The following is a 12,217-nucleotide window of genomic DNA, read 5'->3' as shown; positions in this document are numbered from 1 at the left end:
GCAGGATGATCCAAATGGTAGCGGAGGAGGGACTTGAACCCCCGACCCCAGGATTATGATTCCCGTGCTCTAACCAGCTGAGCTACTCCGCCCCGAAAGGCCCGCATTGCCGCGAGCGGCGGCCTATAAGTAGCGCTCCCGATGCGGTCAAGCGACCATGTGGCGCGAGAGCTTCTCCCAAGGGCCGCCGCGATAATACCAGCTGGCGAAACCCGCGATCGCGAGCGACCGAGGTCGGAAGTCGCGCTTGATCCGGTCGAGCAAGGCCCTCGCTTCTGCCGGCTCAACCTTGTTCTGGATCGTGACATGCGGGCGCCACGGCGCGCGGTCCTGCGGCGTCAACACGTCCGCCCAGCAATCGACGAGCCAGGCGCGGTAATCCTCCAGCTCGGTGGAGTCGATGCGGTAGGCAACGCCGCGGCCGAGCGAGACCAGTCCGGAGATCCGCGCGGCCGGCGCCCCTTCCCGCGCCAGTTCGCCGAGTCGCTGCCGCACTTCGTCCGCCAGCGACGGCGGCAGATGGTGGAACATGGTCAGATGGGCAGGGAGCAGATTGCGCTCGGGCGGAAAATGCGCGCGGCGCTGCGCGTCGAGCCACGCCTGGTCTTCGCGCCCGATCACCGCCGTGACGATGATCGGCGCGGGTGCCGGCGCGGTCACTATGCCGCTCAGATTTCGACCTGGCTCCCCACCTCGACCACGCGATTGGTCGGCAGGCGGAAGAATTCCATCGCGCTTTCGGCGTTGCGGAGCATCCAGGCGAACAGCTTTTCGCGCCAGATCGCCATGCCGGGCTTGCTCGACGGCAACAATGTCTGCCGAGCGAGGAAGAAGCTGGTGTCCATCATCTTGAACTTGTCGCCGCACCCGGTGACCAAGGCCAATGCCGCCGGCACGTCGGGCTCTTCCATGAAGCCGTAGCGCAGCACCAGGCGGTGGAAGCCATGGCCAAGATGATCGAGTTTCACCCGCTCGGCCTGACGCACGAACGGCACGTCGGCGATCTTGACCGTCAGCAGGATGATGCGCTCGTGCAGCACTTTGTTGTGCTTGAGGTTGTGGAGCAGCGCGTGCGGTACGCCGTCGGCAGTCGAGGTCATGAACACGGCAGTGCCGGGCACCCGGGTCGCCGAAGTGGCGGCCGACGAGATGAATACCTTGATCGGCATTGCGGCCTCGCGCAGTCGCGCCATCATCAGCTGCCGTCCCTTGGCCCAGGTCGTCAGGATGGTGAAGACGATCAGCCCGACCAGGAGCGGGAACCAGCCGCCGTCCGGGATCTTGGTGAGGTTGGCGGTCAAATAGGCGCCGTCGACCAGGAAGAAGAGCCCGAGCAGCGGGATCGCCGCCCATTTCGGCCAATGCCACAGCCTGAACAGCACGACCGACAACAGGCAGGTATCGATCGTCATCGCGCCCGTGACGGCGATGCCATAGGCGCTGGTCAGGTTCGACGAGGTGCGGAAGAACAGCACCAGGATGATGACCATCGTCATCAGCATCCAGTTGATCAGCGGGATATAGATCTGTCCGGCGGTCGCGGCGCTGGTATGCTCGATCCTGAGACGCGGGACGAAGCCGAGCTGGATCGCCTGTTGCGTCACCGAGAAGGCGCCCGAGATCACCGCCTGCGAGGCGATCACCGCAGCGGCGGTGGCCAAGATGACGAGCGGCAGCTGTAGCCAGACCGGCGCCAGCAGATAGAACGGGCTTTCCAGCGCCTGCGTCCCGTCGCGCGTCAGCAGCGCCGCCTGCCCCATATAATTGAGGATCAAGGCCGGGAGCACGAAACATAGCCACGACATGCCGATCGGCTTGCGCCCGAAATGCCCCATATCGGCATAGAGCGCCTCGGCACCGGTCACCGCGAGCACCACCGACCCCAATGCGAGAAAAGCGCGGACGGGATCGAGCAGGAAGAATTCGACGGCATAAGTCGGCGAGAAGGCCCACAGCACTTCGGGCGTCTTGGCGATGCTGAGCGCGCCGAGCAGGGCGATCGTCAGGAAATAGAACAGCATGATCGGGCCGAAGAACAGCCCCACCTTGGCGGTGCCGCTCTGCTGGATCGCGAACAGGAAGATCAGGATCGCGATCGCGATCGGCAGGACGAAATGCGCCATGCCCGGCTGCGCCACCGCCAGACCCTCGACCGCCGACAGCACCGACACTGCCGGGGTGATCATCGAATCGCCGTAGAAGAGCGACGTCGCGAACACGCCGAGCAGGACGATCCCCGCGGTCCATCTTTTGGTCTGCGCCTTGCTGGAAATGAGCGCGAGCAGCGCCAGGCTGCCGCCCTCCCCCTTATTGTCGGCGCGCATGATGATCGCAACGTACTTGATCGTCACCACCACCATCATCGACCAGAACATCAGGCTGGTGACGCCCATGATATGCGCATGGTCGAGGCTGAGCTTGTGATGCCCGGCGAACGTCTCGCGGAAGGCGTAAAGTGGGCTGGTGCCGATATCACCGAACACGATGCCGATCGCACCGACGGCGAGCTTGATCAGCCCGTCATTGCCGTGCGCATGCGCGTGGCCGGCGTGCGCGTCATCGGCGTGCCCGTCGGTTACTGCGATAGAAGGAGTGTCCGCGCTCACGGCAGTCGCCGCGCGTTCGCACGAAAGGTCATGATGACCGTATGAAGCCCCTGTTTACGGTGGCGGCGCCCTAGCATCGCAGAGGAACGCTCGCAACGACGCATTGGATGCGATAGCCGTTTATGGGGCTCGTTATGGGTCAGTCGGTCGCTCACGGGCGACGGATGACCTCGCGGATGACGAAATGCGACGCCAGCCGCGTCACGCCGGGCAGGCGAGACAGTGTCTCGCGGTGGATCCGCTCGAAACTGTCGTCGCGGGTCACCTCGACATGGAGCATGTAATCGGCCTCGCCGCTCATCAGGAAACAATCGCGTACTTCCGGACATTCGCTAATCTCTGCCTCGAATGCCGCCATCGTCTCCTGCCGCTGATCGCGGAGCGTGACGTTGACCATGACCACCGCGGGATGCCCCCGCGCCTCATGCGACAGCACCGCGCGAAACCCCGCGATCAGCCCGCGGTCGCGCAAGCTACCGACGCGGCGATGCGCCGCGCTTCCCGACAGGCCTACCGCCTCGCCGAGTTCCGCACTTGTCAGGTCCGAATTGACGACGAGTTGTTTGAGGATCTTGCGATCGAGATGGTCGAGCATTTTTCTCTCATGGGAATATAATCACGCAAACATATCCTGCCAGGGGTCGCGCCTGTCAAAAAACTTGCGAACCTCTCTCGGCTTTTCGGCGCTATTTGCGTGCCAAGCCCTTTCAGGAGAGTTCGCATGCGAGTCGGTGTTCCCAAGGAAATCAAGAATCACGAATATCGCGTCGGTCTGACCCCCTCGTCGGTCGCCGAGCTCCACGCCGCCGGTCACGAGGTCATCGTCGAGACCAAGGCCGGCATGGGCATCGATTTCGAGGATCAGGCCTATATCGACGCCGGCGCGCGCATCGTGCCCGACGCCAAGACCGTGTTCGCCGAATCGGACATGATCGTGAAGGTCAAGGAGCCGCAGCCGCAGGAAGTGGCGATGCTTGAGCCGCGGCACGTGTTGTTCACCTACCTCCATCTCGCCGCCGACAAGCCGCAGGCCGAAGGCCTGATGAAGTCGGGCGCGACCTGTATCGCTTATGAGACGGTGACCGCGGCGCGCGGCGGCCTGCCGCTCCTGAAGCCGATGTCCGAAGTCGCCGGCCGCATGTCGGTCCAGGTCGGCGCGCACTATCTCGAAAAGGAACAGGGCGGCCGTGGCGTATTGCTCGGCGGCGTTCCCGGCGTAGCGCCGGCCAAGGTCGCGATCCTCGGCGGCGGCGTGTCGGGCATCAACGCGGCGCAGATGGCGGTCGGCATGCGCGCCGACGTCACCATCTATGACATCAATAACGACCGTCTGGCCGAACTCGACATGTTCTTCTCCAGCCAGATCAAGACGCAATATGCGTCGAAGCAGGCAATCGCCCAGGCGGTGAAGAATGCGCATCTGGTGATCGGCGCGGTGCTGGTTCCGGGCGCGGCGGCGCCCAAGCTGGTCACGCGCGAGATGGTCAAGACGATGAAGCGCGGCTCGGTGCTGGTCGACATTGCGATCGATCAGGGCGGCTGCTTCGAGACCAGCCATGCCACAACGCACGAGGATCCGGTGTTCGAGGTCGACGGCGTGATCCATTATTGCGTCGCCAACATGCCCGGCGCGGTGGCGCGGACCAGCGCCTTCGCGCTCAACAACGCCACCCTGCCCTTCGCGCTCAAGCTTGCCAAGCTCGGCGCCGAGGGAGCGATGAAGGCCGATCCGCACCTCGCCAATGGTCTCAACGTGTATAAGGGCAAGATCACGCACGAAGCGGTGGCCGACGCGCTCGACCTCCCGTTCGAGGCCTGGCACGCCTGATCAGGCCGGAGATCCCCTCCGACGATCCGCCCCGTGTTCAGTGCGGGGCGGATTGTTCGCGAGAGATTTCGGCGAGCAGAGTGTCGAGCAGAGCCAGCCGGCGCGCGATCTCGTCGCGATAACTGGCATTCTTGGGCGTCAAATCCAGCGCGTGCTTCCAAAGCGGTCTCGCCTTCGCGAACTCTCCGGCGCGAACATAAGCGAGGCCGAGGAACAGGGGCGGCCCCGGATTATCCGGCGCCAGCATCATCGCGCGGCGATACGCCAGCAGTGCCGCCGGCGACACCACGCCGCGATCATGCAGCGCGATCACGTTACCGAGTTCGCTCCACATCGCCGCGTTCTTCGGCGCATAATCGACACCGCCGGTCAGAGCGCGCGCGGCGAAATCGGGATCGCCATTGGCCAGCGCCACGTCCGAAATGCCGAAATACATCGACTCGCCGCCGAAGCGGCCAAAGAAGGTGTCGCGTAACTTCTTGTACTCGAAGCTCAGCGGCAGCTTGACCGCATCGGCCGCGACGGGCTGCGCCGCTAGGTCAGGCTGTCCTTGCCAGGCATAGCCCGCCGCCCCCAGCATCAACGCCGCGCCGGCCAGCGGCCATAGCAATCGCGGCAGGCGAAGTACGGCAAGTAGGGCCGCCGTGGTCAGCCCGATCAGCGCGAGCATGATCCAGCCCATCAGCGCTTCCTCCTGAAGCTCGACCGCGCGATCGCGATTCCGATCACGAGCAGCACGAACGGTGCCGCCCAGAGCGGCCAGGTCGCGCCACCCAGGGGCGGGTCATAACTGATATAATCGCCGTAGCGCTGGATCAGCCAGGCACGCACCTGCTCCGGGCTCTCGCCGGCCTTGATCCGTTCGCGGATCAGCGAGCGCATGTTGGCGGCGATATCGGCATTGCTGTCGGAGATCGCCTGGCCCTGGCATTCGACGCAGCGGATCGTCTCCATCAACGCCTTGGCCTGCGCCTCCTGCGCGGGATCGCTGAGCTGCGTGTCGGCGAGCGGAGCCTGTTGGGCCATGGCCGGTGTTGCGAAGCTTGCCAACAACGCCAAAACCACCACCGTCACCCCGGCCTTGTGCCGGGGTCTGCCGGGCCGCAAGGCCTGTCTTACGATCTCGTACGCTGTGGCCTGCCGCTTGGCGGATCCCGGCACAAGGCCGGGATGACGGATTAGGGCGGATCGCAGGGTTGCAGAACGAGGAAGGCTCATCGCATCCCCCGCCACGCCTTGAGGATGTCGTCGACCTGATCCGACTGCAAGTTGCTGACATATTGCCGCACGATCCGGCCGCGCCCGTCGATCAGGAACGTCTCCGGCACGCCGGACGAGCCCAAGGCGATCTGCACCTGGCTGGCCTTGTCGTTGCCGATCCGCTGAAAGGGATCGCCGTTGCGGTCGAGGAACTTCTGCACCGCCTCGGGCGTGTCGTTGATCGCGACGCCGTCGATCGGCACGCCGGCAGCCTTCAGCTTCATCAGCTCGGGCGCCTCGGCGATGCAGGGCACGCACCAACTGGCGAAGACGTTGATCAGGCGCGGCTTGCCGCCGCCGAAGCCGGTACGCGCGACCCCCGGCTTGTCCGGCAACATCGCCGGCAGCGCGAAATCGGGCAGCGGCTTGTCGACCATCGCCGAGCGAACGGTACGGTCCGCCGGCTTGAACAACCCGAGCGCGACCAGCCCGAACAACCCGGCAAACAAAACGAGCGGCAGCCAGAGCAGCACGCGCCTCACGCCACCGCCTCCTCATATTCATCATACACCGCGCGCTTGCGGCGGCGGATCCGACCGATGAACGACAAAGCGCCGCCCAGGCCGATCAGGCCCCCGCCCAGCCAGATCAAGGTCACGAACGGCTTCCACCACAAGCGGACCTGCCACCCGCCCTTGCCGTCGGGCTGACCGAGCACGGTATAGAGCTGGCCATCAAGGCGCGTCGCGATCGCGCTTTCGCTGGTCGATGTCGGCGGGCTGGCGAAGAAGCGCGACTCCGGCGACAGGATGAACGGTGCGCCCTCGCCGCGGCGGATGCTGAGATCGGCGGCGACCGCCGACCAATTGGGTCCGACCACCGGACGGATGCCGGTCATCGTCACCAGATACGGCCCGACCGCGCGCGTCTCGCCCTGGCGCAATACTGCCAGGGTCTCCTTGGTGAAGGCGCTATCGCTCGCCATCCCGGCCAGGCTCACCGCGACGCCCAGATGCGCGACCGCCATGCCCCAGGTGAAGAGCGGCGTGCGACGCAGATTACGCCCCCATAACGGCGCGACGCTCGCCACCGCGAGTCCCGCGGCCAGCACCAGCGCCGCCAGCGGCAGGATACCCGCACCCCAGGCGAATGGCACCAGCACGATCAGCGCGGCGCACGATGCCGCCACTGGCCAGGTCATTCGCTTGAGCAGCGCCTGCGTCTCGTCGCGCCGCCAGCGCAGCAGCGGCCCGATCGCGATGAACACGACCAGCGCCAGCGCCACCGGCCCCACGGTCTTGTCGAAGAACGGCTTGCCGACCGACAATTGCACGCCCCAGCCGGCCGCGGCGAGCGGATAGAGCGTGCCGATCAGCACGATCCCCAGGATCACCGACAAGAGCAGGTTATTGACCACCAGCGCGCCCTCGCGGCTGACCACAGCAAAGGTATTGCCTTGCCGCACGGTGCCGATCCGCGCCGCGAACAGCGTCAGCGCGCCACCGATATAGATCGCCAGCAACGCCAGCAGGAACGCGCCGCGCTTCGGGTCGACGGCAAAGGCATGCACGCTGGTCAGGATGCCCGAGCGCACCAGGAAGGTCCCGATCATGCTCATCGAAAAGGCGACCACCGCCAGCATGATCGTCCAGGCGCGCAAGCCATCGCGCGTCGCCAATACCGACACCGAATGGAGCAAGGCGGTCGCCGCCAGCCACGGCATCAGGCTGGCATTCTCGACCGGATCCCAGAACCACCAGCCGCCCCAGCCGAGCTCGTAATAAGCCCAATAGCTGCCGGCGGTGATACCGATGGTCAGGAAGATCCACGCGCCGAGCACCCAGGGACGCATCGCGCGGGCAAAGGCCGTACCGACATCGCGCGTGACCAGCGCCCCGACCGCGAACGAAAAGGCGACCGAGATGCCGACATAGCCGACGTACAAGGTTGGCGGGTGGAACGCCAAACCGGGATCCTGGAGCAACGGGTTGAGGCCGTTACCGTCAGGCGGCGACGGAAACAGCCGCGCGAACGGGTTGGAGGCGAACAGCAGGAAGGCATAGAACCCCATCGCGATCAGCGCCTGCGCCCCGATCGTCGCGTTGAGCGTTCGTTGATCGAGCCGGCGCTCGAAGATCGCCACCGCCGCGCCGGCCAGCCCCAGGATCGTCACCCAGAGCAGCATCGATCCTTCGTGGTTTCCCCAGGCGCCGGCGATCTTGTAGATCATCGGCTTGAGCGAATGGCTGTTCTCGGCGACCAGCAGCACCGACATGTCGGACTGGACGAACACCAGGATCAGACACAGCATCGCAAGTGCGGTCAGCAGCCCCTGGGCGATCGCCACCGGGCGCACCGCGCGCGCCATCTCGTCGCGCCCGCCGATCACCGCGCTCGACGCGAGCACCAATTGCAGCACCGCCATGACGGCGGCCAGCCAGAGCGCGGCCAGTCCCCCTTCGGCGATCATTGCTTCAGCGACCTCGTCTCGTGCAGCTTGCCCGCGAGTTCGGGCGGCTGGTATTTCTCATCATGCTTGGCGAGCAGATTGGTCGCGACGAAACCGCCGTCGGGCTGGAACTGCCCTTCGGCCACCACCCCCGATTTCTCGCGGAACAGGTCGGGCGCGATGCCCTTGAAGCTCACCGGCGTGGTGGCGGCGCCATCGGTCACGACGAAGTCGAGCGTCACGCCATCGGCAGCGCGCTTGATCGACCCGGCCTCGACCAGGCCGCCCAGCCGCACCGCCTTGCCCAGCGGGAGCCCCTGTTTCTTGACGTCGGACGGCGCGTAGAAGAACGACGCCTGGTCCTTGAGACCCGACAAAGCCAGCCCGCTTGCCCCTGCGATCGCCAGGACCGCCAGCCCCGCGAGCCATAATCGTTGATGTTTTGGCTTCACTTGGGATCGCGCTCCGCGGCACGCATCGCGACATAGCTCCACCCGAGCAGCGCGATCGTCGCGCCGAGTGTGACGCCATAAGCCGCGGCGACGAACAGCCACTGGTTCATGCCGCCATCCTCCGCATCCGCGCCTCGCGCCGCTCGCGTGCCAGCATCGCGCGCATCCGCATCAGCACGATACCCGCGAACAGGAACGTGAAGCCCGACAGCGTGAACCAGAGCGGCCAGAGCATCGAGGAATCAACCGTCGAGCTGGTCAGCCCGATGCTTTCGCCCTGATGCAGCGTATTCCACCACACCACCGAATAGCGGATGATCGGCAACAGCACGGTGCCGGCGATGCCATAGATTGCCGGCAACCGCCCGTCCCCGCCACGATCGGCATCGGCACGCGCCAGCGCCATATAAGCGAGATAGACGAAGAACAGCAGCAACATGCTGGTCAGCCGCCCGTCCCATTCCCACCAGGTACCCCAGGTCGGCCGCCCCCAGATCGATCCGGTAGCGAGGCACAGGAACGCGAACACCGCGCCGGGCAAGGCAATCGCGCGCGCGGCGATCCGTGCCAGCGGATGCCGCCAGACGAGATAGGACAGGCTGGCAATCGCGATCCCGCTCCATCCGCCCATCCCCAACCAGGCGGTCGGCACGTGGATGTAGAGGATCCGCACGCTGTCGCCCTGCAGATAGTCGGGCGGCGTCTGGGTCAGCCCGGCCCAGCAGCCGAACAGGGTCAGCAGCACGCCCGACAGCAAGAAGGCCGGCGTCAGCGGACGTGCCAGGCGCAGAAAACGCGCGGGATTCGCAAGGGCATGAAGGCTGGCCACGATGGACGAGGCGAATAGGGCAAGATTCGCGCCGCGTCACCTGTCAGTTGGACATGACGGCATCCTGGAGCCGCGTCCGCCGGCGACGCCGCGCAGACCAGCGTCCTTGACCATTCAATCGTCCCGGACTGAACCGCAGAAACATCCAGTTCGGTTGCGATTGTCTGTCCCGGTCGCCCGATGGCCATTGTTTCAACCGGCATTTGATCACATCATCGCGGTCGGGGATGTTCGATGATCAGATTGGCCGCGCTCGTCATGTCGGTGCTGTTGCTCGCGGGATGCGGGCAGCTTCGTCCGATCGCGCCGCCGGGCTGCGCCGTCATCGCCTATCGCTTGCTGCCCAGCCCGCAGGACCCGCACGCGTTCCTGACCGAGAATCGCGCGCCACGTGAATTCGGCGAGGTCTTGCTGAGTCGGCTGAGGGCACCCCAGAGCGCGCCGAACGGCCCGCGCCAGGTGCTCGTGCTCAGCGGCGGCGGGCAGCATGGCGCGTTCGGCGCCGGCTTCTTTCTGGGGCTTCCCCGTGTCCCGGACTATCAGGTGGTAACTGGCGTCAGCACCGGCTCGCTGCAAAGCACCCTGATCTTCCTGGCGAACCAGCCCGAGCCGGCCGACCGAACCGCATTGCCGGCCTATATGTCGCTCAGCCCTGACCTTGCGAAACCGGGTCAGTCGAACCTTCACGATCTCGCGCTGGCTTATGCGATCCAGAAGGAAGGCGACCTGATGAAGGTCGGCTCGCCGCTTCGCGCGGTGACCAAGGGATCGATCGCGACATTCGGCCCACTGCACGACTTGTTGCAGGCGCTGATCACTCATGACACGATCGTCGCGGTGGCCGCCGAAGCAAGGAAGGGTCGCTCGCTGTTCGTTGGAATCACCGACCTCGATGACGGTTATGGCTATGCGGTCGATCTGACTGAAATGGCGAAGCAAGCGGTCGACCGGCAAGCCGTCGATGCCGGCGCCGTCGACAGAATGATCCCGTGCTATATCGATTCGCTGATTGCCTCATCGACCGTGCCGCCCGGCGTCCCGCCGGTGTCGCTCAACATCGCGGGCTCACCGCAGGCCGACATGTTCATGGACGGTGGCGCGCGGTTCGGGGTGTTCTTCGACCAGCTTCGCAGCGTCGCCAAATCCGATGGCTCAACCGACATGACGGTGATCGTCAATGGCGCGCTGTATGGCGGGCCCTGGCTGGACGACAAGGGTCAGCGGATCAGCCAATGGTCGGTTGCAAGCTTCGGCCTGCGCGCGGTCGATATGATGGAAAACCAGGTTTATCGTCTGTCGGTCGGCGACGCCGAGCAATGGGCGGTCGACAACGGTACGCTGCGCATGGCGTTCATCTCGAACGAGAAACTTAGCGTGATGACGGGCGATCCCGATCAATGGGTTTATGACGGCCGGACCTGCGCCGCCGCCTCGGCTGCCGATGCGGCAAGCAAGCCGATCCAGTTCCACCCAAAATATATGCGGTGCCTGATCGACTATGGCCAGAAACGCGGTGCGCGCGATCCTTGGAACAAGGTGTTGCCGCCGTCCGCCAAATAGCGGGGTGGCGCACTTACCCCCGCCCGATCAGCCTCCGGGCGATAGTGTCGGCCACGTCCGAAGCCGGTTCGCCCGTGCGGTCGCTTTCGTCCCACACCTCGATCAGTCGCTCGGGAATCCGCGCGATGCGCGCCTCGACCTCGGCGCGGTCGCCTTGGCCGAGATATTCGAGGCCGACATTGATGATGCCGCCGGCGTTGATCACGTAATCGGGCGCATAGAGCACGCCGCGCGCGTGAAGCCGCGAGCCGTCCTCGCGCGTCGCGAGCTGGTTGTTGGCGCCGCCGGCGATCACCTTGGTGTTGAGCGCGGCGATCGTCTCGGCGGTCAGGATCGCGCCCAGCGCATTGGGGCTGACGACATCGGCCTCGATCGACAGGATTTCCTCAGTAGGCACGGTCGCCGCGCCCAATTCGGCGGCCAGCGCCTTTGCCTTGTCGCCGTTGACGTCGGCCAGCGTCAGCTTGGCCCCGTCCGCCGCCAGCAGCTTCGCCAGTCCGCCGCCGACGCTGCCGACGCCCTGGATCGCGACGTGCACGCCCGCCATCGAATCGACGCCCAGCCCACGCTTCGCCGCCGCCCCGACACCTTGATAGACACCGCTCGCGGTGAACGGACCGGGATCGCCGCCCGCCCCGCCCGCCGCGACCGGCAGGCCCGACACGTGTTTGGTGCGCGTCGCGATGATTTTCATGCTCGCTTCGGACATGCCGACATCCTCGGCCGTCACGTAGCGGCCGCCGAGCGACTCGACCGCGGCGCCAAACGCCTCGAGTTGCGCGGGGCTGATCGCCTCGCCCGGCGTCGACGCCAGCACGACGCCCTTACCGCCGCCCAGCGGCAGGCCCGCCATGGCATTCTTATAGCTCATCCCGCGCGACAGCCTGAGCGAGTCGGTGATCGCGCGATTGGCGTCGGCATAATGCCAGAAGCGTACGCCGCCCGCCGCCGGGCCGAGATGGGTCGAATGCACGGCGATGATCGCGGTCAGTCCGGCTTCGGGGTCGCGAAACAGATGGACGCCCTCATGGTCGTCGAAATCGGGAAGGTCCCAAACGGAAGTCATGCTGGCTCCGGCGTGGCAAAGAAAATTACGAAGCCGCGTAATATTCTTCTAGAGCGGCGATGACCAGCCCGAATGCGCCACGGGCGCGAAATGGCTGGAAAAATGGGGCGACCGACGGGACTTGAACCCGCAACATCCGGCATCACAAGCCGACGCTCTAACCAATTGAACTACGATCGCCGTAGAACGCGCGCCCCTAGCGGCACCGACCGGTGCAGGTCAAGGCT

12 protein-coding genes and 2 tRNA genes are annotated in these 12,217 nt (G+C 65.5%); 2 read left to right on the top strand and 12 right to left on the bottom strand.

The genetic code is table 11. The features are described from left to right. Nucleotides 1–15: 15 nt before the first annotated feature. The 4 genes from SAS01S_RS01045 to SAS01S_RS01030 all read right to left on the bottom strand — a co-directional run bounded on the left by SAS01S_RS01045 (nucleotide 16) and on the right by SAS01S_RS01030 (nucleotide 3,201). Nucleotides 16–92 (bottom strand) — tRNA-Met (locus SAS01S_RS01045). 55 nt (nucleotides 93–147) lie between these two features. Continuing rightward, nucleotides 148–663 (bottom strand): 2'-5' RNA ligase family protein, encoded by a 516-nt coding sequence (locus SAS01S_RS01040; RefSeq protein WP_439646824.1) that lies wholly within the window; start codon nucleotides 661–663, stop codon nucleotides 148–150. Between the two features lie 5 nt (nucleotides 664–668). Then, nucleotides 669–2,606: a potassium transporter Kup gene (locus SAS01S_RS01035; protein ID WP_084238371.1), complete on the bottom strand. Its 1,938-nt coding sequence runs from the start codon at nucleotides 2,604–2,606 to the stop codon at nucleotides 669–671. A 151-nt stretch (nucleotides 2,607–2,757) separates the two neighbouring features. Further along, on the bottom strand, nucleotides 2,758–3,201 hold the full coding sequence (locus tag SAS01S_RS01030; protein WP_066803461.1) for an Lrp/AsnC family transcriptional regulator: 444 nt from the start codon (nucleotides 3,199–3,201) through the stop codon (nucleotides 2,758–2,760). A 126-nt stretch (nucleotides 3,202–3,327) separates the two neighbouring features. Here SAS01S_RS01030 and ald point away from each other — a divergent pair, with 126 nt between their 5' ends. After that, entirely contained in the window at nucleotides 3,328–4,434 is a 1,107-nt protein-coding gene (ald, locus tag SAS01S_RS01025; protein WP_066803458.1) for an alanine dehydrogenase, read from the top strand. Between the two features lie 37 nt (nucleotides 4,435–4,471). On the opposite strand, the gene SAS01S_RS01020 is transcribed toward ald, so the two are convergent. The 6 genes from SAS01S_RS01020 to ccmC all read right to left on the bottom strand — a co-directional run bounded on the left by SAS01S_RS01020 (nucleotide 4,472) and on the right by ccmC (nucleotide 9,364). Then, a complete protein-coding gene (locus SAS01S_RS01020) occupies nucleotides 4,472–5,116 on the bottom strand; it encodes a tetratricopeptide repeat protein (protein ID WP_066803456.1) in 645 nt (214 codons plus the stop codon). Next, complete coding sequence (locus SAS01S_RS23105; protein WP_281179302.1) at nucleotides 5,116–5,508, bottom strand: cytochrome c-type biogenesis protein; 393 nt, start codon at nucleotides 5,506–5,508, stop codon at nucleotides 5,116–5,118. The genes SAS01S_RS01020 and SAS01S_RS23105 overlap by 1 nt, the downstream gene beginning before the upstream one ends. A gap of 140 nt (nucleotides 5,509–5,648) precedes the next feature. Then, nucleotides 5,649–6,176 carry a redoxin family protein gene (locus SAS01S_RS01010; RefSeq protein ID WP_066803452.1) on the bottom strand — a complete coding sequence of 176 codons (528 nt, stop codon included), beginning with the start codon at nucleotides 6,174–6,176 and terminating at the stop codon, nucleotides 5,649–5,651. Continuing rightward, nucleotides 6,173–8,104, bottom strand: a complete 1,932-nt coding sequence (locus SAS01S_RS01005; protein ID WP_066803449.1) for a heme lyase CcmF/NrfE family subunit — start codon at nucleotides 8,102–8,104, stop codon at nucleotides 6,173–6,175. The genes SAS01S_RS01010 and SAS01S_RS01005 overlap by 4 nt, the downstream gene beginning before the upstream one ends. After that, on the bottom strand, nucleotides 8,101–8,535 hold the full coding sequence (gene ccmE, locus SAS01S_RS01000; RefSeq protein WP_066803446.1) for a cytochrome c maturation protein CcmE: 435 nt from the start codon (nucleotides 8,533–8,535) through the stop codon (nucleotides 8,101–8,103). Before ccmE ends, SAS01S_RS01005 begins: the two co-directional genes overlap by 4 nt. Before the next feature lie 106 nt (nucleotides 8,536–8,641). Continuing rightward, nucleotides 8,642–9,364: a heme ABC transporter permease CcmC gene (gene ccmC / locus SAS01S_RS00995; protein WP_066803442.1), complete on the bottom strand. Its 723-nt coding sequence runs from the start codon at nucleotides 9,362–9,364 to the stop codon at nucleotides 8,642–8,644. A 234-nt stretch (nucleotides 9,365–9,598) separates the two neighbouring features. On the opposite strand from ccmC, the gene SAS01S_RS00990 reads away from it, so the two are divergent. After that, nucleotides 9,599–10,924, top strand: a complete 1,326-nt coding sequence (locus tag SAS01S_RS00990) for a patatin-like phospholipase family protein (RefSeq protein WP_066803440.1) — start codon at nucleotides 9,599–9,601, stop codon at nucleotides 10,922–10,924. A gap of 13 nt (nucleotides 10,925–10,937) precedes the next feature. Here SAS01S_RS00990 and SAS01S_RS00985 read toward each other — a convergent pair whose 3' ends face one another. Together SAS01S_RS00985 and SAS01S_RS00980 are read right to left on the bottom strand one after the other, a co-directional pair. Next, on the bottom strand, nucleotides 10,938–11,990 hold the full coding sequence (locus SAS01S_RS00985) for a Leu/Phe/Val dehydrogenase (protein WP_066803437.1): 1,053 nt from the start codon (nucleotides 11,988–11,990) through the stop codon (nucleotides 10,938–10,940). A gap of 103 nt (nucleotides 11,991–12,093) precedes the next feature. Beyond that, a tRNA-His gene (locus SAS01S_RS00980) sits at nucleotides 12,094–12,170 on the bottom strand. Nucleotides 12,171–12,217: the final 47 nt, after the last annotated feature.

This window comes from Sphingomonas asaccharolytica NBRC 15499 (assembly GCF_001598355.1).
In the GTDB taxonomy this organism is placed as follows: Bacteria; Pseudomonadota; Alphaproteobacteria; order Sphingomonadales; family Sphingomonadaceae; genus Sphingomonas; species Sphingomonas asaccharolytica.
The sequence above is the reverse complement of the archived record's forward strand: the minus strand, read 5'-3'. Positions and strand labels throughout refer to the sequence as shown.